This is a genomic window from Pseudomonas sp. GW821-FHT02H06 (genome assembly GCF_059421525.1).
In genome coordinates this window covers 89,234-109,907 of record NZ_JBWKVD010000008.1, presented here as the reverse complement: position 1 = coordinate 109,907, position 20,674 = coordinate 89,234, and the positions used below count along the sequence as shown (strand labels likewise).

General features: G+C 56.4%; 16 protein-coding genes. 4 read left to right on the top strand and 12 right to left on the bottom strand.

The window, feature by feature from the left end:
- The first annotated feature begins 235 nt into the window (after positions 1-235).
- Positions 236-850, top strand: coding sequence for a 3'-5' exonuclease (locus tag AC07VF_RS14930; protein ID WP_192174568.1), 615 nt, complete (start codon positions 236-238; stop codon positions 848-850).
- Positions 851-871: 21 nt separating this feature from the next.
- On the opposite strand, the gene AC07VF_RS14925 is transcribed toward AC07VF_RS14930, so the two are convergent.
- On the bottom strand, positions 872-3,217 hold the full coding sequence (locus tag AC07VF_RS14925) for a DUF4214 domain-containing protein (protein ID WP_495009193.1): 2,346 nt from the start codon (positions 3,215-3,217) through the stop codon (positions 872-874).
- Positions 3,218-3,421: 204 nt separating this feature from the next.
- Here AC07VF_RS14925 and AC07VF_RS14920 point away from each other — a divergent pair, with 204 nt between their 5' ends.
- The 3 genes from AC07VF_RS14920 (at position 3,422) to rhlE1 (ending at position 6,010) form a co-directional block, all read left to right on the top strand.
- Positions 3,422-3,646 (top strand): hypothetical protein, encoded by a 225-nt coding sequence (locus AC07VF_RS14920; RefSeq protein ID WP_495009194.1) that lies wholly within the window; start codon positions 3,422-3,424, stop codon positions 3,644-3,646.
- Between the two features lie 66 nt (positions 3,647-3,712).
- Complete coding sequence (gene yedA, locus AC07VF_RS14915; RefSeq protein ID WP_346627685.1) at positions 3,713-4,612, top strand: drug/metabolite exporter YedA; 900 nt, start codon at positions 3,713-3,715, stop codon at positions 4,610-4,612.
- A gap of 60 nt (positions 4,613-4,672) precedes the next feature.
- A complete protein-coding gene (gene rhlE1, locus AC07VF_RS14910) occupies positions 4,673-6,010 on the top strand; it encodes an RNA helicase RhlE1 (RefSeq protein ID WP_192133561.1) in 1,338 nt (445 codons plus the stop codon).
- Between the two features lie 257 nt (positions 6,011-6,267).
- Here the strand turns inward: rhlE1 and AC07VF_RS14905 are convergent, their stop codons facing one another.
- The 11 genes from AC07VF_RS14905 to AC07VF_RS14855 form a co-directional block, all read right to left on the bottom strand.
- Positions 6,268-7,389: a glycosyltransferase family 4 protein gene (locus tag AC07VF_RS14905; protein WP_495009195.1), complete on the bottom strand. Its 1,122-nt coding sequence runs from the start codon at positions 7,387-7,389 to the stop codon at positions 6,268-6,270.
- A 135-nt stretch (positions 7,390-7,524) separates the two neighbouring features.
- Positions 7,525-8,421 carry a GDP-mannose 4,6-dehydratase gene (locus AC07VF_RS14900; RefSeq protein ID WP_495009196.1) on the bottom strand — a complete coding sequence of 299 codons (897 nt, stop codon included), beginning with the start codon at positions 8,419-8,421 and terminating at the stop codon, positions 7,525-7,527.
- Positions 8,421-9,452 (bottom strand): GDP-mannose 4,6-dehydratase, encoded by a 1,032-nt coding sequence (gene gmd, locus AC07VF_RS14895; RefSeq protein ID WP_192174574.1) that lies wholly within the window; start codon positions 9,450-9,452, stop codon positions 8,421-8,423. Before gmd ends, AC07VF_RS14900 begins: the two co-directional genes overlap by 1 nt.
- A 174-nt stretch (positions 9,453-9,626) precedes the next feature.
- A complete protein-coding gene (locus AC07VF_RS14890) occupies positions 9,627-11,288 on the bottom strand; it encodes a hypothetical protein (protein ID WP_495009197.1) in 1,662 nt (553 codons plus the stop codon).
- A gap of 37 nt (positions 11,289-11,325) precedes the next feature.
- Positions 11,326-11,664, bottom strand: a complete 339-nt coding sequence (locus tag AC07VF_RS14885; protein ID WP_346627689.1) for an EamA family transporter — start codon at positions 11,662-11,664, stop codon at positions 11,326-11,328.
- Positions 11,661-12,659, bottom strand: coding sequence for a glycosyltransferase family 2 protein (locus tag AC07VF_RS14880; RefSeq protein ID WP_346627690.1), 999 nt, complete (start codon positions 12,657-12,659; stop codon positions 11,661-11,663). Before AC07VF_RS14880 ends, AC07VF_RS14885 begins: the two co-directional genes overlap by 4 nt.
- Positions 12,660-12,926: 267 nt before the next feature.
- A complete protein-coding gene (locus AC07VF_RS14875) occupies positions 12,927-14,012 on the bottom strand; it encodes an acyltransferase (protein WP_495009198.1) in 1,086 nt (361 codons plus the stop codon).
- Between the two features lie 513 nt (positions 14,013-14,525).
- Positions 14,526-17,009 carry a glycosyltransferase family 4 protein gene (locus AC07VF_RS14870; RefSeq protein ID WP_495009222.1) on the bottom strand — a complete coding sequence of 828 codons (2,484 nt, stop codon included), beginning with the start codon at positions 17,007-17,009 and terminating at the stop codon, positions 14,526-14,528.
- Positions 17,009-18,475 (bottom strand): methyltransferase domain-containing protein, encoded by a 1,467-nt coding sequence (locus AC07VF_RS14865; protein WP_495009199.1) that lies wholly within the window; start codon positions 18,473-18,475, stop codon positions 17,009-17,011. Before AC07VF_RS14865 ends, AC07VF_RS14870 begins: the two co-directional genes overlap by 1 nt.
- A complete protein-coding gene (locus AC07VF_RS14860) occupies positions 18,475-19,686 on the bottom strand; it encodes an ABC transporter ATP-binding protein (RefSeq protein ID WP_495009200.1) in 1,212 nt (403 codons plus the stop codon). The genes AC07VF_RS14865 and AC07VF_RS14860 overlap by 1 nt, the downstream gene beginning before the upstream one ends.
- Entirely contained in the window at positions 19,683-20,477 is a 795-nt protein-coding gene (locus tag AC07VF_RS14855) for an ABC transporter permease (RefSeq protein ID WP_346627694.1), read from the bottom strand. The genes AC07VF_RS14860 and AC07VF_RS14855 overlap by 4 nt, the downstream gene beginning before the upstream one ends.
- Positions 20,478-20,674 lie beyond the last annotated feature (197 nt).

Here is a 20,674-nt window from a genome sequence, read left to right as displayed (position 1 = left end):
AGCAAGCTCGCTCCCACATGACGGTGGGCTGACTCAAAATCGCCGGTTGTTGCAGGACCTGTGGGAGTGAGCTTGCTCACGAAGAGGCCGGGACATTCAGCCACTTTCTCTGGGGCTGAAAGTAAGTCTTCGCGAGCAAGCTCGCTCCCACAGGAATTGAGTTTGCTGCAGAACAGTGTGATGCCTGAACATCACGCGTTTTCCGAAAAAAATCGTCACTGTTAAGGCCACCTCCATGCAAGAACGCATCGCCGTCATCGACTTCGAAACCACCGGCATTTCCCCCAGCAGCTACTGCCGCGCGACGGAAATCGCGGTGGTGATTGTGGAGCAGGGCGTCATCGTCGAGCGCTATCAAAGCCTGATGAACGCCGGCGTGCGCATCCCGTCCTTCATCGAATCCCTGACCGGCATCAGCAACAGCATGCTGCGCACGGCGCCGCCGGCTGAACGGGTCATGAATGAAGTTGCCGAGTTCGTCGGCCTGACGCCGCTGGTGGCGCACAACGCCTCGTTCGACCAGAAGTTCTGGGACTTCGAACTGTCGCGCATCAAGCGTAGTCGTGTGCAAAGCTTCGCCTGCTCCATGCTGCTGGCGCGACGTCTTCTGCCCCACGCGCCGAACCACAAACTCGGCACCCTCACCAGCTGGGCCGGCTTGCCCCACACCGGCAAGGCTCACCGGGCCATGGCCGATGCCGAAATGGCCGCCAACCTGACGCTGCACCTGGGCCACCAACTGCGCGACACCCACGGTCTCGCCGGTGTCTCCCATCAGTTGCTGTGCACCCTGCAAAAAGTCCCGGCGAAGAAGATTGCGGATGCGATCAGCAAGCACCGGGGGCTCTAGTCAGTCTTTGGCGCAGGTGCCTCAAGCCCAATCAGCATGCCCGATCAAATGAATGAAGCCGGCATCGCCTTGAGTCAGGGCAGCAGACTCCGCGGAGTTGGCGATATTGAATGCGACCTGCCCACGGCTTGTGCCGCCGTCCAGCGATTGGACCCAATAGGCAAGGCCGGCAGCGTCGTTGCCTCGGCCCAGGACGTTTTGATAAAGATTTTCTACAAAGGCTGCGTTGCCGCCATCGGGCAGGCGTTGGGAAAATTCCGCAGATTGCACAAAACCATCCGCAATCTGGGCACCGGTTTCGCCTGCTGCGGCGTGAGACAGCCAGAACTTCAGGCCTTCGATATCGGGCGCACGATCCAGAATGGTATACAGACGCCCGATGTTTGCCTGCGCCGCGTCGAGGACGAACAGCTCGCGATCTGCGAAATCAAGCAGATTGAAGCCACTCAGTTCGAATGTCGCCGCAGCTCCCGTGGAACGACTGACTGACAGCGTGTCGGTATCGAGGGCGTTGATCGTGTAGGCGGATGCAGCGTCGTTGAACATAAAGGTGTCGATACCGGCGTTGCCCGCCAGATGCGAAGCCCCATTGCCGTCAAGCCTGACTTCCTGCTCACTGATCTGATCGTCGCCAGCCGTGCCGGTGGCCACGCCGTTGCCCACCACCATATCCAGATTGTTCCAGGCGTTATGATCCACGATCCTGACGTAGCCTGTCTCGCCCTCCGAGAGGTCATGGCTCTCACGCGAATTCAGGAAGCCATCAGCAACCGCCGTTCGACTCAAACCCTCCTGCAGCAGCGTGCTCCAGTACGACACACCTGAATCATCGCCTGTGCGATGCAGTACGGTCTGATAGAGCTCAAGGACAAAGTCCCGACTACCCAGCACGCTGTAGCGCTGTATCCCTTCAGCGGAATTCAGAAAGCCATCGCGAATCTCTGCATCCGAGCTGCCCATCGCTTGATGCGTCAGCCAGTAATCCAAGCCCTGATAATCGGGCGTCCGACCGAACAGTGAGTAGAGCCTGGCAACGTAAGCCTGATCCTCGGTGAGCGCAATGTGATGAAGATCCCTGCCAAAGCTCAACGAAACAGTGGCATCACTCTGGGCGTTGAAGGCGCCATACTGGCTGCGAAAAGCCATGAGCAGTTCGTCAAGACCGGCATCGTGGTCGCTGAAAGCCAGCTTTTCGACGCCTAAAAGCGTGTCCACATCGGACGTTTGCGCATCATGAACCCTGAGGGTGGCATTGCTCACAAGCGCGGCATCGTAGGTTGCAAAGTAGCGAGCACCGGCCTCGGTATACAAAGCGGTGTCGAAGCCGTTGCCGCCATCGAGTACGTCCGAGCCGGCCCCACCCATCAGCCGATCGTTGCCATCGCCGCCTAACAGCTGGTCATTGCCCGCGCTTGCATTGAGAAAGTTGTCACTGGCGTTGCCGATCAGCGTATCCGCGCCTGCACCCGTTATGGCGTTCTCGATAACCGTACCGCGCGCGATGGCGATATTCGATAGACCGCCGTATACGCTGGAAAAAGCTTCACTTCTTAGATCGACTGTCTGAGCGCCGACATAGGTGCTGACGTTAATCGTGTCGTTGCCGCCCGAATCATAGAGCGTGGCCACCAGGCCGGTCACGAAGTCGGTTCCGGTGTTTATGGAAGCCTTGTTAAAACTGTAGGTGTCGTCACCCGTGCGGGTGACGGCGGTGCCGTACAGTGCCTGGATGGCGACGATGTCCGCCAGCATGGGGGTAGCGACATAGCCGAAAGAGGCATTGGAATAGGTATTCTGGTCCTGACTGAAGTAGGACATTATCGAATATTTCCAGCTGTCCTCTTGGTAGAAGGCATTGTTGGGGAAGGTCGCGCTGCCGTTGTAATTGCCCGCATGGCCCAACCCCAGCGCGTGGCCGATTTCATGAATGTAGGTCTGCTGATAATACCAACCGTAATTCACCCAATTGGAAGCGATGTTGACGCTGCTGTCCGAGATCACGCTGCCTGCGTAATTGGAGCTGGTGTACGCACCGCTCTTGTTTTCGCTGAAATTGATCGCCCCGGCAGCGGTGGTTTCCACAAAGTGGATGCCACTGACGTTAGTCCAGGTTTGCAGCGCGTATCTGGCAACAGCCTGAGCGTTGGCGCTCAAGCTTGCCAGGTTGACGGTGAGCGAGCCCCCGGCGCGCACGTCAAAGTGGTGCTGGGAACCGCCATAGGCGTCGTGCCAATAGCCATCAGTCAGGTAGTTGGCTTGCTGGTCCAACGTCAGGTGCTCAAGCGTCGCTTGGCTGGTGGCCGTCTGTTGGCTCACACCCTGGCTGGTCGCTCCGTCAGCCCAGAGTTGGGTGAGTGAATCGCACATCGAACACATGTAGAAACTCCGGGGCAAGGCCGGCCTGGCCAGGTCAATGACGCATAAATCGGGTACGGACCGGTGATGAGTTCAAGCCACTGAGCCGGTTTTGGAAACTGGCGGCATGACCTTCACGCGCGTTTGACCCGCCTTGGTCTTGACGATGGTGAGGCTCTTCGAGAAGGTACGGCAGGGCATGGTCGAAGACTCTCGATGCCCATTCCTGATGAAGTTGTCGGCATGCTTTCAGGCGACTTAAGGCGGTTTTTCCTGGAGTCGATGAAATACAGCTGGAATAGGCTGGAGGAGGCGTTCTGGTTGGGAAGGCTGCTTTGGAGCGCTTTGCGTACTTTTCCCGATCATCTCGCCGCTCCCGCGTCAGCGGCGGCAAACACCGGCCAGCAAAAATTGTACGGGTCGAATAAACCACATTTGTAACTGACGCCTGCGGCCCGGACATTTCTAGAATCAGTCCCACAATAACCGACTGTACTAGAGCCCTTCATGCCTGCTGTCCGCCGTTTCCCCCTGCTGCTTATCGGGGCCTTTTTCGCGCTTTATGTGATCTGGGGCTCGACCTATCTCGCCATCCGCATCGGTATCGAAACCTGGCCTCCGCTGATGATGGCCGGGGTGCGCTTCACCATCGCCGGCTCCATCCTGTTTGCCTTCATGCGCTATCGAGGCGCGCCGATGCCGACCTGGAAGCAGTGGAAATCCGCAGGGATGATCGGCTTTCTGCTGCTCGCCTGCGGCAATGGCGGCGTGACCCTGGCGGAACATGCAGGCGTCGCTTCGGGTGTCGCCGCGTTGGCCGTGGCCGTGGTGCCGTTGTTCACCTTGTTGTTCGGCCTGTTCTGGGGGCATCGCAATACCGGGCTGGAGTGGGCCGGCATTTTGCTCGGCCTCGTCGGCATCTCCTTGCTTAACCTGGGCTCGAACCTGCAGGCCAGCCCCATGGGCGCCGCGCTGGTGATCTTCGCCGCCGCGACCTGGGCGTTCGGCTCGGTGTGGAGCCGCTACCTGCCCTTGCCCGCCGGGCCGATGGCCAGCGCCTGCGAAATGCTGGTGGCCGGCGCGGTGCTGTTGCTCGGCAGCTTCGTGAGCGGCGAACGCATGACCCAATCCCCGGGCCTGTCCGGCTGGTTGGTGATGGCGTATCTGGTGGTGTTCGGCTCCATCGTCGCGTTCAGCTCCTACATGTACTTGCTGAAGAACGTGCGACCCGCCGCCGCGACCAGCTATTGCTACGTCAACCCGGCGGTGGCGGTGTTGCTGGGCGTGTTGTTCGCCGGCGAACACATCGGCTGGGCCGAAGGTGCGGCGATGGCGGTGATCATCAGCGCCGTCGTGCTCATCGGCCTGCCGCAGTGGCGCAAGCAGAAACCGGTGGAGAAAGGGTAAACTGCGCGCCATTGTCTTCTACAGACTCTTGTGCGCTGACCTTTTTCCAACGGTACTGAAATGACATTCGCCTCCCTCGGCCTGATCGAACCCCTGCTGCGTGCCCTCGAAACACTGGGCTACCAGACTCCCACCCCCGTTCAGGCCCAGGCGATTCCGCCCGTGCTCGAAGGCCGCGACCTGATGGCCGCCGCCCAGACCGGCACCGGCAAGACCGCAGGTTTCGCGTTGCCACTGCTGCAACGCCTGACCATGGAAGGCCCGAAGGTCGCTGCCAACTCTGTGCGCGCGCTGGTGCTGGTGCCGACCCGCGAACTGGCCGAGCAGGTTCACGAAGCCATCGCGCAATACGCCGAGCACCTGCCGCTGACCACGTACGCGGCTTACGGCGGCGTCAGCATCAACCCGCAGATGATGAAACTGCGCCGCGGCGTAGACGTGCTGGTCGCCACCCCTGGCCGTTTGCTCGACTTGTATCGCCAGAACGCCGTGAAGTTCTCGCAGCTGCAGACCCTGATCCTCGACGAAGCCGATCGCATGCTTGATCTAGGCTTTTCCGAAGAGCTGCGCGACATCTACGCCGCGCTGCCGAAGCGCCGCCAGACGCTGCTGTTCTCCGCGACCTTCTCCGATGCGATCCGCGCGCTGGCCGGGCAGATGCTCGACAACCCGCTGACCATCGAAGTCAGCCCGCGCAATGTCGCGGCCTCGTCGGTCAAGCAGTGGATCGTCACCGTCGACAAGAAGCGCAAGAGCGAGCTGTTCATTCATCTGCTCAAGAAGCATCGCTGGGGGCAGGTGCTGGTGTTCGCGAAAACCCGCGTCGGCGTCGACCAATTGGTGGAGCGCCTGCAAGGCCTGAGTCTCAACGCAGACGGCATTCACGGCGACAAACCCCAGGCCACTCGCCAGCGCGCGCTGGATCGGTTCAAGAGCGGTGACGTGCAGATCCTCGTCGCGACCGACGTTGCGGCTCGCGGCCTGGACATCGACGACCTGCCGACCGTGGTCAACCTTGACCTGCCGATCGTTGCCGAAGACTACATCCACCGCATTGGCCGCACCGGGCGTGCGGGGCAAACCGGTGAAGCGATCTCCCTGGTGTGCGCCGACGAAGTCGACTTGCTCAGCGCCATCGAAATGCTCACCCGCCAGACCCTGCAGCGGCGCGAAGAGCCCGACTTCATTCCAGAGCACCGCGTGCCGGCCACCGACGCGACCGGGCAGATTCTGAAGAAACCGAAAAAGCCAAAGAAACCCAAAACCAGCGGCGGAGGCGGCAAACGCAATCTGGGCAAGTGGGTCGATAGCGGCGAAGCGGCGGCAGAAGTGCCGTCCATCAAGCCAGTGCGCAAAGTGCCGGTATTCAACACCGGACCGCGTAAGCGCAAGCCGTAAGAGGAAGAACTGCAGTACGGTCCGGCCAATCCCATTGCCCGGACCAGCGAGCTTATTGTGGGAGCGAGCTTGCTCGCAAAGCTGTTTGTCCGGCGCAGAAAATCCACCGGATGGACCGGCCTATTCGCGAGCAAGCTCGCTCCCACAGGTTCTGCGTTCAATCCATAGTGCCCGGTCGACGCAATCAATTGTGGGAGCGAGCTTGCTCGCGAAAGATGGCTCGCCAGTCCACGTCCCAACGACACACCCAAAAGGGCCTAACGCCCGCGCAGCACATCCTGATAAAGATCCGCATACCCCTGCACCATCTTCTCCGACGTAAACATCGACTCAAATCGCTGCGCCGCCTTCAGCCCCATCTGCTTCGCCCGCTCTCGGTCATTCCAAAGCGTATTCATCGCGGCCGCCAGCGCGTCCGGATCCCGTGGCGAAACAACCAGCCCCGTCTCGTCCGCGATGTTGATGAAGGTGGTGCCAGTGCCCATCTCGCACGAGATCATTGGCTTGCCATACATCGCCGCTTCCAGCAGCGAGATGCCGAACGATTCCGAGCGCTGGTGAGACGGGAAGACAAAGGCTTCGCAGAGCATCAGCAGCGCGTTCTTGTCCTCGTCCGGCAGGCTGCCCACAAACACGACGTTACTAAGCCCGAGCGCCTTGGCTTTCGCCTTGAGCTCCAGCTCTTGGTGCCCGCCGCCCATGATCACCACCGGCAGGCGATTTTTGTGCGCCGCTTCGAGGAGGAAATCCAGGCCCTTGTAGTAACGCAGCGCACCGACGAACAGAAAGAAGCGTTCGCCCAATTGCTGCTTCCACTGCTCAAGTTTTGCCTGAGACGGAGCAGGGTAGGTGGCTCGATCCAGCCCAAACGGAATGATCTCAACCTTATCCCTGAACCGGGTTAGCACTTCACTGCTGGCGGCATAGTTCGGCGACGATACGACGATCCGATCAACGCTCCCCAGAAAACGGTTCATCAGCGGCGCATACAGTTTGAGCAGCGTCTTCTGTTTGATGATGTCCGAGTGGTAACTCACCACTGTTGGCTTTTTGATCTGCGCGGCGAAGTGCGCGACGTCCATATACGGCCACGGGAAGTGGTAGTGCACGATGTCAGCTTCGCGCGCGAGCTCTTTAAAGTCCCGAAGGCCTGACAAAGAAAAGCCCGTCGACGCGACGTACAGATCCTGCTTTGAGCGGTGTGCGATGTGATTGCCGACCGTCTCGTTACGCGCCGCGCCTTGTGTGCTCAGCGACAGCACTTCGGACTCGATCCCGTGGGCCTTGCAACCCTGTGCCAGCTGAAAGATGACTTGCTCGACGCCACCGCCCTTGCTTTCCGGGAAGTAGGTTTTGAAGAAGTGCAAAACTTTGATCATCAGGATTCTCTGACGAAACGATAACGTCCGCTGTTCTCGCGATAGGTGCGTTGCGGGCAGAGCGGGGATGTGTGGAGCGGAAGATATAGGAAAACCCGAAGCGCCTCACAGCGCTTCGGGTCGAGTACTGCGGCGTTACGCGTCTGCCAGCATCCAGCCAAGCGTTTCGCTCAGCTCCGGAGTTTGCCAGCCAGGGACCAGCGACTTCAGCTTGCTGTTGTCGCCACACAAGGTCTTGACCTCGTTGGCTCGCACGAAAGCAGGATTCACTTCGACGGTGAGGTCGTGGCCGGTGATGGCGCGGCACATGTCGATCACTTCACGCAGCGAGTGAGTCTTGCCCGAACTGACGTTCACGTACTGACCGAACGGCTTGGCTTCCAGCAGCCCGCGATAAGCGGCCACCAGCGAACGGACGTCGCTGAAATCGCGCCAGACATCCAGGTTGCCCAGCTCGATCTTCCCGGCCTTCTCGCGGAAGTGTTTGACGATCTTCGGCAGCAGGAAGTTATCCGCCTGGCCGACGCCGGTGTAGTTGAACGGGCGCGCGATGATGATCGGCAACCGCCCGAACCACAGACTGGCCATGTATTCCATGGCCAGCTTGCTCACGGCGTAATCGTTGGCCGGCGCCGGCGTGGTGCTCTCATCAAGCAATCCTTCCGACGCATTGCCATACACGTTGGCACTGCTGGAGAGCAAAACGCTTTCCGGCGCCTTGCCGCAGTTGGCGATGGCTTCGAGCAGGTTGCGCGTACCAATCAGGTTGACCTGGTAAAACGCATCCGCCGCGCCATGTCCGACAAAGGCCAATGCCGCGAGATGAACGACGATGTCCGGCTGAAGGTCCGCCAGCAGCTTGCTCAGACCCACCAGATCGGTGAGATCAGCCTGATAATAATTGGCTTCATCGGACGGATTGCTGCCCAGACCCACAACCTCGCAGCCTTGGGCTGTGAGCTCGGCCGCCATGTAGCGCCCCGTAAATCCATGAATACCCGTTATCAGCGCTCGCTTGCCGGCGATACTCATCAGAACGAGAACCCTTTTTCGTTACGACGCAGGTCTGCTTCGACCATCATGCGGCACAGCTCTTCCAGGTTGGTCTTAGGCTCCCAGCCCAGGACTTCCTTGGCTTTGGCCGGGTTGCCGATCAACAGCTCAACTTCGGTCGGGCGGTAGAACTTCGGATTGACCGAGACCAGGACCTTGCCAGTGGCAGCGCAGGTACCGATTTCTTCTTCCGCTTCGCCACTCCAGTTGATGGTGATGTCGACAGCCTTGAATGCCATGGCGACGAAGTCACGAACGGTTTCAGTGCGGTTGGTGGCCAGGACGAAAGTGTCCGGCTGATCAGCCTGCAGCATGCGCCACATACCTTCGACGTACTCTTTGGCGAAGCCCCAGTCGCGCTTGGCGTCCATGTTGCCCAGTACCAGCGAGTCCTGCAGACCCAGCTTGATCTTGGCAACGGTGTCAGTGATTTTGCGCGTGACGAACTCACGGCCGCGCAGTGGCGACTCGTGGTTGAACAGAATGCCGCTGGTCGCAAAAATGCCGTACGACTCGCGGTAGTTGATGGTCATCCAGTGAGCGTACAGCTTGGCGACGCCGTATGGGCTGCGCGGATAGAACGGGGTGTCTTCAACCTGAGGAATGGCCTGAACCTTACCGAACATCTCGGAAGTCGACGCCTGGTAGAAGCGGACTTTCGGGTTAACGATACGGATGGCTTCCAGCAGATTCACAGCGCCCAGGCCGGTGATTTCGGCGGTGGTGATCGGCTGTTCGAAGGAAACGCCCACGAAGCTCTGCGCGGCGAGGTTGTACACCTCGGTGGCTTCGGTGGTCTGCAGCAGGCGGATGCTGGCCGACAGGTCGGTCAGGTCGTACTCGACCAGGTGCAGGTTTGGATTGTTCTGGATGCCCAGTTCTTCGATCCGCCAGAAATTGACAGAACTGGTACGACGATAGGTGCCGTAGACGGTGTAGCCCTTGCCAAGCAGCAGTTCAGCCAGGTAGGCGCCGTCTTGACCAGTGATGCCGGTAACGATTGCTTTCATGCGAATCCTTTGAACTCCGTCTTAGTGCTTTACCGCACGTGTTGGGTAGATGATATGGGCAGACGCGGAATCTTACTATGAGGGTCGTAAACGCACAAAGCTTAAGCCGTATCGCAGGGCCCACGTAGGGTGGGCGAACCCGCGTCCTGCTTGACTTTGTGCGTCATGCATCTGTCATTGACCGATGGTCCGCCAAGTTTTGGTGTCCAGGTCGAGCTTGCATGTGTTTACTATTTTGTGGCTCGCCAAGTACGCAGCAACCCGAGCATCATAATCGGCGGCATTAGGATCAGCGAGATTCCAGTCGGGCGGGTTAAATGACGCGAAACCGTTGATCGTTGGTTTTTTAATTAGCTCGGCGATCAACATCGCACTGACGTTGTGCGCGTAGATTTTGTCGATCATCGTGGTTTGGGTCTTCCATCCGCTCACGTAGAACACGTCACACGTGTTCGGAGCGGGAGGAATATTTGCGATCTTGCCAAGTTCTGCCTGCCTGTCAAGGCTGATATAAGCCCTGTTCAGCTCTTCCAAAATGAGTAATCCAATCAGAATGAGTAAAATAGAAACAGGAAGCCGTGGCGACATCCGTGAGAGATAAACCAAGGACAGTGTCACGATGGGAAAGGTGAGGAATAGTTGGTACGCAGTCACAACATTAAGCGCTTGGGCGCCTGGGAAGTAGGTGAATACGTAATACCAAAGGCTCACCCCATTGATCTGGATGATCAAACTCCATGTCACCAGCGTGGCCAGCCCCGCCGCTCGTAGCAGTGCTTTGTTCCTGGGTTGCGTATTCTTCGAAAACAAGGTGAGCGTTGCAAAGATAAATATTAAAAACAAGATCGGCGCGATGCCGGTGTTGTAGTACTCACCCTCAACTGAGTAGTTCGATGTGAGTATCTTCACTACTTTATTGTATAAATCGCCAAACAGCAGGTTTTGCTGTCCGACTTGAAGAATTCCAATGGGGGGGACGGTGTAGTGAAGGGCGGTCTCATACAACCTGAACCCTGTTTCAGCGGCCTTCGGCAAATAAATGATCAGTAACGGCACAAATGACAGGCCGGTGATAACAGCCACGATCAATACCGCTACCCAGTGGGTAATGATTGCGCGGAAGAACAGGTAAGTGCTGTGGCGATTGTTGACGATCAACAGCGCCAGGCTGAAAAATATCGTAAAAAATATATAAAACCAGGTCATGTAGAAGCACGTGATGGCCCAGGCACCCAGAAGAATGCCGGCAGCGCCTCCGTTGATCACCACTTGTCGCCGGTTGTTAGCCAGCAGATGATTGCAAGCTGACCACAGGAGAGTGGTGACTATCGGTGCAAAAGCCAGTGTGGCGAGTTGTACCCGGGTGCCGTGCGACGTCAGATTGTTAGCAATCATGAACAATCCTGCGGCAAGAACTGACCACAGGAAGTTAACGCTGAAGACCTTGCGCATCATCCAGAAAAAACCGCTAAACCCGATGCATTTGATGACGGCATTTGAGAGTTCGGAGGAGATAAAAGGGTCGAAATCAAACACCCGAATGACAGAGTAAATCATTCCGATGATGAAGTAACCGTCGGTCTGGGCAAGCGTATTCTTGTAGGGGTAGAAATAATAAAGCTCAGACCAGACCGCGTTGCCATGCCAGAAGCTTAACCAGTGTTCCATAATGGCGACAACGATTGCTGCATCGTAGCTGTCGCCATAAAGGGTGGTGAAGCCGTTCAGGACCTGTACCCGAAACTGGAGAAACAGAAAAAACAACATGCCGCTTATAAAAATAAGGGTCTTTATGCTAAGTCTGAAAACGTTGGTCTGCTTGGGTGTCAGTATCATTGTGGTCTTCTACTTTCCATGTGGTTTCAGCGTCCAGTTACGCGCGTAAAGACAGGACGATTCCGCCCATGATCAAAGCGACCCCGGCGAAGTATTGAACGCTGAACTTCTCACCGAAAACGAAGTGGCTGCCGATGGGAACGATGATGAACGCCATCGCCATAAGCGGGTAGGCTTTTCCCAAGTCTATTTTTTGCAGCACCCACACCCACGCAATCGTGGTGACGCCATACAGCGCGAATGCGATGAAAAGGGTCGTTAACGTCTGGGTGTCAAACAGCGTGCCAGAGCGCTGCAGAGAGGCCGCGGACAACTTGAATAGAATCTGACCGCCAGCAATGCCCAGCACACAGAGTACGGCTACGAAGTAAATCATTTGTCATCTGCCCGCTTGGCTATTTTGAATTTTCTTCGTACTTGATGAAACGCTCTCTGTGGGGCTGAAGCAATGTCGTGGCCTATGAACGCGAGCAGAAACTGCGTGCCAATGATGACGGGCACGGCAGACAACATCACGGTTCCCGCAGGGGTTGGTATGTCTGTTCTGATGGATTCAATCCAGTGGGACATGCCGAAAACGCTTCCCCATACGAGCAGGGCGAGGCCCAGAGGAAGCTCCAGCGACGCCAGCGACATGCCGCGTAGGTAATAGTTGTAAAAAATGCGCTTGCCGAAGTTCCTGCAATGTTTGATTAGGAATTCGCCGACAACATCCGAGATCTTTAGATTGCTGACTTCATCTTCATACTTGGCGTCCATTGGTATGTCCAGCACAACCGCCCGCAAGGTGTTAAGTCTGAACAGCATGTCCGTTTCAAAAAAGTAACGCTTACTTATTTTTTTGAAGGGCAAATGTTTGACTACGTCAATATGAATTGCAGTGTAGCCATTTGTAGGGTCGAACAGATCCCAATACCCCGAGGAAAGTTTTGTCATGAACGACAATACGGCATTGCCAAAAAGCCTGACCTTAGGCATTTCGGTGATTTTTTCCAAATCAAAGAATCTGTTGCCTTTGGTGTAGTCTGCGTAACCAAGCAAGATGGGCGAGATAAAGTCTGGAATCAGACTAGGGTCCATCTGGCCGTCGCCATCGATTTTGACAATGACGTCGATGCCATCCTCGATAGCTGCTTGATAACCGGTCATGACTGCGCCGCCGACCCCTTGGTTCTCGGGGTTTTTGAGAACGCGGACGCGAGGGTCGACGCAATTTAGGGTAACAAACTCTCCGGACTGTTCCGGGCAGCAGTCGTCTACCACGTAAATCGTATGAACTTCGTCCCCTATGCTCGCTATCACGCCCAGGATATGGGCTTTGACTTTGTAGCTAGGGATAACGACCCCGATTTTTGGTTCGCTAAGAATCACAATTAACCCCGGATATTGCTCAAAGAAGATCGCGTGCCGATCAATAGCCTGACGCTTCCAAATCCAAGCCACTCAAGCGTAAAAAAAGCCCGATCATACCTGTACCGGCTTAATTTTGGGAGGTGTCCCGTCCTGAATAAGACTTGCGCCTTCTGGCCTTTTCCTCGATAGGAACCTATGGATTCGGGGGAAAGGCGCAGTCAGCGTGTGACACGCCCGGCTTATGGTCTGGCGCATGCCGAGCGTGAACTGGCGCGAATGGTGGCTTTAGCCAGGAATGAGCCAGCGTAGACCGACCGTTCGACGCACGGCCCAAGTGATTGCGCCGGAAACTATCGATACTCCGAGTAAGAGCGCGGGGACCGCGATCCATGGATTGGTGAAGTTCCATGCGTAGCCTTGGCCTTCGAATTCCCAGATGATCGCAGGGTGGATGAGGTAGACCCCGAAGCTGAGGCTGCCGAAGAACGTCAGCGCGCGGCTGGATTTCGGGCAGCGATCGGCCAGGAAGCTCGCGAACCAGCGGAGCGAATAGAAAAGCGCAAAGGTAGCAATCACTACCAGCGGTGCGAAATACTCGTAAAAAAGCTCAGTGTTTACCGGAAGGTCTTTTGAGTAGAACCATGTGCAAAACGCCGTGCAGCCGGTCGCTGCAATCCATACAAGGAAGGCGAGGGCGGCGCGAGCGGGTGTCATCCGGACATGCCGGTAAAATATCGCACCCGCGAGTATGTAAGCGGGGTAGATATAGAAAAAGTGAAAATCCAGCCCTAGTCGGACAGTGCCGGTAAAGCGGTCAAGGAACGGGATCATGCTCGACCCAAGCACCCATACCACCAGCACCAGAATCTGCATCGGCAGCGCGGTATTTCGGTGAAAGCTTGAAAGTACCGGGATGACGAAATAGGCAGGGATCAAAGCATAGAGGTACCAGAGATGGCCAATCACAGGCCCCTTCGCTATGGAGTCAAGCCATGTATCAACAGGCGCGGTACCGTGCCTGAAATGCAGATAGGTAAAGAAGATGATGGACCACGCCACCAGCACATACAGAATACGCCATGCGCGTTTCAAGATGCTCTTCACACTGTGTTCCCGAGGCAATAGCAGCGCACCCGTGATCATGAAGAACAGTGGTACGCATACCCTTGAAACGCTTTCCCAGGTATTGATTGCCCACCAGTGAGGTAGATGAATACCCGCAAACCCTTTCCCCGAAATATGGATAAGCAGGACCATCAGCGTCGCGACGATTCGAAGCGCGTCCAGCGAGACGTCGTGGATGGGAGTGCGTGGAGGTTGTGACGCAGATGAACGACTGGTCGGTTCCGTAAAAGGGCCAGGTAGGGTCATGAAACACCGTGATTGAATGTGATAGACCGAAGTACAGCGGGGTAGCTCCGCTCCCGATCTTTTTTAGTTATAGAAAAGTGGCGCGACTATTAGCCACGGCGACACGCGCGGCATCTGATGCTCTGCTCACCGGGCTTCCATACTGAACTTTATATGGTCCTGTCCCCACCAGCTCCAGCTAGGTGGAGGCGTGTAACAGTCAGGCTGGTTGGGAGGGTATGCGTCACACCTAACGGTGAATCCCTTGTGGGTGACCTCCCTGCCCCCCTCATTGGTCCCTCTGTTGGAGTAGGAATTGCAGCCGCCCAACAGTGCAATTGCGGTAATGATCAATGTGTATTTCATGAGGCCTCCTTGCTAAGGGGGCTAGCTTAGCAATCGGCCCGCTAACGTGCGGGATTTTTTTGCGCGGCGCTGGGGTCAGGTCGCTGGACTGTCGTTGCCGGGCAGGCATTACCTCCTTGCCCGCTTGCGGGTGCGGCAGCGCCCCTTGCCGCCGCACTCCGGTTCACTTTAGTCAATCAGCACTTTTTTCAGTTGTTCAGCGCTTTGCCTCCATGTCAGCCAAGGCATTGAGTCTGATGTCGGATGGTTTCCTGCAGCCATCTGCGTAAGCCAGCTTTCGACTGCATGGGCAAGTGCGACAGGTTCCAATCCACTGAAGTACGCAGCATGCATTCCTGCCACTTCCCGGAAAACAGGTATGTCACGAATGATCATCGGGACTTTGTGCTGCGCCGCTTCAATCAGCGGCAAACCAAACCCCTCACCCTCGGACGCCGCTATCAGGCACGAGCACGTTGAATACACCTGCTCCAGATATTCGTCACTGATGCCTTCCAGCCAAAACAGCTTTTTGTGCATCTGCGGGTGGGTTTCCAGTCGAGCAACAAGCTCATCCACCAGCCACCCGCGCTTGCCGACGATAACCAGATTGATCTCATGGCCTTGCTCCCACAGCAGCTCAAATGCCGAGAGTGTCTGTGCGTGGCCTTTGCGAGGCTCGATGGTGCTGACCATCAGGAAGGAAGGGCGCTGAGAAATCAGATCCAGCGTCTGGGCCGCTTCATCAGGCATGCCTCCACTTGGCAAACTGTTATCGATGTCGGCACCAAGGTGGAAGCTTTCAATAACGGGGCCGCTGTCGATTCGGGCCGGAGGGTTCTCCGCGAGCCAGCTGCGCAGTTCTACCGCTACCGCCTCAGAGATACAGATCAGTCTGTCCCCGACAAGGCAGATCTTCTCAAGCCAGTTTCTGAAAAAATCGGGGTTCGGCGCATGCCACCAGTCTGGGCGGTGAATCAATAGCAAGTCGTAAACCAGGTAGTTGATCTGCACACCCACGTTCTGCATGTGGGTGTGTAATGGCAGTAGCTGACTGGCGAGGTGCATATTCAGATCAAGGGATAAGTAGATATCCCCTTGAGTGACATCGATAAGCGAATCTATGGAGACGACTTGGTCGGATGTCACCGCTGAAGTGAATTTCTCTGCGTAGTAGTAGGAGCCTTCCTGATAGTAAATCGGACGCACGTCGTAGCCGGCAGGTGCGGAGTTCAAGAACTCGTGCAGCAAGCTTCGCACGACCCGCTGAATGCCGGACTTGGCATCCGAATGCACAATGCTGGAGACATCCAGCAGCAGTTGGTTTCCCTCACTGCCTTTGAAGTTATAGGCGATGCTTTTCGCGACCCTTAGCACCGCCTCGTCAGACTCCGGAGCAGCGTCAATGGCGACCAGCTCAGCAATCAGCGAGTGCTTGTCGATACCGGAGGAACCTACCGGAGACCTTAGGCCAAGGGACTCGATAGCCGCGATTGCTTTGGTTGCCGACGCGTCCCACGAGAAACGTTTGGACTGCTCGAGAGCGTTCTCAAGCAGGCGCTCGCGGAATGAGTGGTCCTGAAGGCCTTGTTCGATCTTTTCGGCGATGGAGCTGATCGAGAAGGGATCGAACAGCGCTTCTTCCATCCCGATGACTTCAGGGACGCTGCTGCAATTGGACCCGATGACGGCGGCACCGCACGCCATGGCTTCCAGCACTGGCAGGCCGAAGCCCTCGTGGGTCGACGGGAAAACAAAAAGCGTTGCCATCGAATAAAGGGCAACGAGCTCGTCATCTTCGACATATCCAGTCAGTACCAGCTGGTTTTCCTGGAGGTCGAAGGCCTGTGCGTATTGCTCGAGTTCGGCGCGCTGAGGCGGATGAAGTTTGCTGGCAATTACGAGTTGGTGAGAAAACTTCAACTCAGGCGAGAGCGTGCTGTACGCTTCTATCAGCCTGGCAAAATTCTTCCTCGGATCAAAGCCGCCTGGCGCAAACAGAATGTATTTGCCGGTGATTCCGAGCCGACCAAATAGCAGTGCAGACGCAGCAGCATCAAGCTGCGTCGGCGTGAACTGGTCGCCAATGGCCGCGGAAATATTCGCAATCTTGGCTTCAGGTATCGAGAGGTGCTCGGCGCCTTCATTGCTGGACGAATTAGAGATTGCCAGCAGCATGTCAGCATTTTTGAGCCACTGGATTTTTCTGAAGTAATAGTCACGCAATGCCGGATTCGGCAGATAGACGTCCGGATCCAGCAATGGGATCAGGTCATAGAAAATGACCGCCGTTTTGTGCCGGGTCTCACAGGCGCCGATAGACGTCACAGCGCCAGCCCAAGGCCCTTCGAAAACGCTGCTCACCAAGACGACGTCTGGCTCCAGTGCATCAAGAAAGCGTTCGCGGAGGACTTCGGATGCTTGAGCCGTCCAGGGTCCCGGCGCGCGGTCATCGGGCACGTCGAATATGCGAATGCGGTTTGCGGGGATCAGCGGAGCAAAGGCTGCTTTGATGCTGGCAATACTCTCCGTCAGCTTTCCATTGAGTGCGATCCAGATCTCATGATCCTGCGCGAGTTTGGCAATTGCCAGGCTCAGAGAAAGCGAATATCTGCCTATTCCACGAAACCGGCTCTCAGATTGCGCGCCTTGCAGGTCTATTACTATTCGCATCACTTACTTTCCTTGCGCTCAAAAGCCTGTTTGAGCTCCATATAAATTTCGGCCTCCCGCAAGCTTAGAGATGAGGAGTTGGCAGGTGTCGCTTGGCCTGTGGCAACAGGTGCTACCGAGTGAACAGATAGCGCCCAGAGCTTTGCTCTCAATGAGGCTGGTAGAAATTTGATGCCGGTCCGCGCATGACGCTTTAGAAACGGGCGGGCAGAGACAAAGTTGATTGCCTTCAGGGCCAGCGCTCTCTTCTTGCTTGCCTTTCGAGTTACCGGTTTGCTGCGCGAGACAAGACTTGAAAGCTTTCTGAGCGGTTGCGTAATTTTCCACGAGGTGCTCTGCACAACCGCGTTCAAATTGGCAGCCATGTTGTGCCTGTCCAAGGCGATACCGTCCAATTGCGCCTGTAGATGATGCGTGCCGTCCTGAAGGTTCTGCACGACAGAACGAAGATCCTGGATCTCCGCCTCAAGATCCGCGTGCTCGGCTATAAGCTTTTTATTCTCATCGCTGACGGTAAGATGTTCTTCAACCAGCGCAAAGTTTTGCTGCTCCAGCGCTTCATTGCGCGAAGTTAGCAGGCCATTATGGTATTCCAGATATCCATTCTTATATTTCGTGTCACCTAGCTCCGCCGTTATTTCCGCGATGGTTTCCAGAAATTTTTCAGAGGTCGATGTTAGTTCCGCCACTTGTGCTCCTACCGCCTGAAATCGCGTCTCGATACTTTGATCGTAACGGGCAGCCAGCTCGCCAGGGGTAATCCCGAAGATCTGGGCGAAGGGTTCGTCAAAAAGTGACATCACGGAATCAGCCGCTTTTTTCTGAGCGACAATTGCGTAATCAGGGCTTGAACTGCCGAGCGCTGTGATCAGGTCAATCGATGTGGCGGGGTCATGCAGGCGAGCTTCTTCCTGAAGGCGCAGCAGCTTGCTCCGTTCGAAACCGGAGAACTCGGTCAGGAAGGACAGTAACAAGTGGGGAATCGGTCGTTCGTGGGTCGGATCCATGTAAAAGCCGTTGGATCCGACGAAAAGGTTTTCTGCGTTAGGGGTCTCAAGAATCAATAGCCCGCCGGGCTTCAGCACCCGAAGAGCCTCGCTCACCAGCTCTTGCAACGCCGGGAACGGTATGTGTTCCACCAGATGAAATGCGCTGATGACAGACACGCTCTCGGCAGCACGCGCTTTAAGCGCGCCTACGGCATCACCCAGGTCGGCCGGCAGACCTCGGGATCGGCAACCTTCAAGCATCCCCTCATCCAGGTCTACTCCGCGCGCAGCAAACCCGGCGCCGATGACCATCTCCAGCCACTCACCTCGACCACAGCCGAGGTCAATCGCGACCGGACCGTTTTCCAATGTGAGAAACGGTTCAAGAAACGGCATGTAAGCCTGGAGACGTTCGAGTATCAGTTCCCTTGAACCACGATGACGATCCTCAAAGGCCCTGTAAAAACGAGCAACCATCAATCACACTCCACGGTAGGGGGTATCCATGCCATACCGATAAATTTATGTTCTGAAATGTTCACAACGTTGAACACCAGCGCCAGGTCCCGCCATTCAAAGTTTTCAGCAATGTGCGTATCGGAGGAGTGGAGGGCGACTGCAACTGAGTACGATCCAATCCCAAGATTTGCCGTAAAGCTAAACTTGTACGAGAGACGGGTGCCTGCTTTGACAGCGTGCAACTTGCACTCAAGATGATGGGTGTTGGTCCCGAATACATCCTGGCCCAGCCGGTCCTTGATCACGTACCCCACGACCAGTTCAGGGAGGTCGACGTTGGCCTGTACGTTGATCGTCAGGCAAACCTCTGCGCCGACGCCGACGTATTCAACGGGGGCGCCACGCTCGTACAGCGTCACGCTTTCTATTGACGCTTCGCCTGTCCCCGATCGCGTCTGCACCCCTTTCCCTTCGAGGGAGACCACTTCTACGGTGCTGTTTTCTTTCTGGGCGATGATTGCGTTGTAGTAGTCCATCACCTGTTCGGGAGGACCGTCTTTGATGACTGTGCCGTTGTCGATCAGGATGGCACGGTTACACAGCGCCTGGATCGAGGCTCGATCGTGGGACACGATCAATAGCGTCGTTCCCGCTTGTTGAAATTCTTTGATGCGGCTGAAGCTTTTGTGCTGGAAATAACTGTCGCCAACCGACAGGGCTTCATCGACGATCAGAATGTCGGGGCGGAACGCAGTGGCGACTGCGAACGCGACTCGCATCTGCATGCCGCTGGAGTACGTCCTGACAGGCTCGTTGAAATACTCACCGATCTCGGCAAATGCTTCGATGTCTTCGATAACCTCATCGATCTGGGGGGTGTTGAAGCCCATGAGACCGGCTGCATGGTAGACGTTCTGGCGCCCTGTCAGCTCTGGACTGAAACCCATCCCAAGCTCAAGAATGGCGGCAATCCGACCGTTGACCTGGATCTTGCCTTCTGTCGGGCGGAGTGTGCCGGTGATCATTTTCAGAAGCGTCGACTTGCCAGCCCCGTTCTGACCCACGATACCGATTGCTTCCCCTGCCTCGATAGAAAAGTCGATATGGCGCAGCACCCAGTGTTCATGGCTGGGTTTGACAGGCAGATAAAACCAGTTCGCGAAGCGTTGCCATTCTGATGTGTACGTGCGGTAGGCCTTACCCACATGGCTGATGGATAGCAGGGTCATAGTGAGTCCACCATTTCAGGAGCGGCGCGTCGGAACAGAAACAGTCCCAGGACCAGCAAAGCTGCGGAGAGGCCAATCGCCATGCCGAGGTGAGCGAGGTTAGGCGCAACCTGATAAACCAGTACATCGTGGTAGGCCGTGACCACTGGGAACATGGGGTTAAACTCCAGCGCTCCCCGCATGTTTTCTGGAATGATGTTCAGCGAATAAACGATAGGCGTAAACCAGAACCAGACCTGCAGCACGATCGGCACCACCTGCCCGATGTCCCGGACAAAGACGTTAAGCACGCCCAGCACCAGGCCAAGGCCGACTGCCAGGGCGGTGACAGTCAACGTCAACGGGATCAACCAGAGCATCTGAAGGGTGGGCATATGACCCAGCAGTGCGAATACGATGAAAACTGCGACGAACAGCAGCAGGTTATTGAGCAGGCACGAACCCACGACGATCACCGGCAGCGCGATCCTCGGGAAGCGCATCTTCTTCATCAAATTGCCTTGCTCGATGAATACAGTCAGGCATCGTCCGACAATCTCGGCGAACAGGTTCCATGCCAGGATGCCCGCCATCAGGTAGAGGGCGTACGCATATTTGTTGTCAATGCCTGGCAGTTTGGCGGCGAGGACGTTGGACAGGATAAGGGCGTAGATCGCGACTTGGGAGAGTGGGTGGATGATCATCCAGAGCCCGCCAAGTTTGCTCCTTGCAAAGCGTGCGATGAATTCATTGCGGATGGATGTGATGATGAAGCTTCGGTATTCCCAAAGCCCTTGCAACATACCGTACATTCTAAAACCTCAATGACCTGTTCTGTAACGCCTGAGTTGTGCGAAATCGGTGGGGCGTCTTGGCTCTTACACCGCTTGCGACCCTATGCTGATGCACAAGACCTTGTCGCAGATGACCGCCTCCCCTCCACCAGCGCCCGATGACGTCATGGGGGTGGCGGCACCATACCAGAAGCGACGAATCGCCGCCCGCGCGG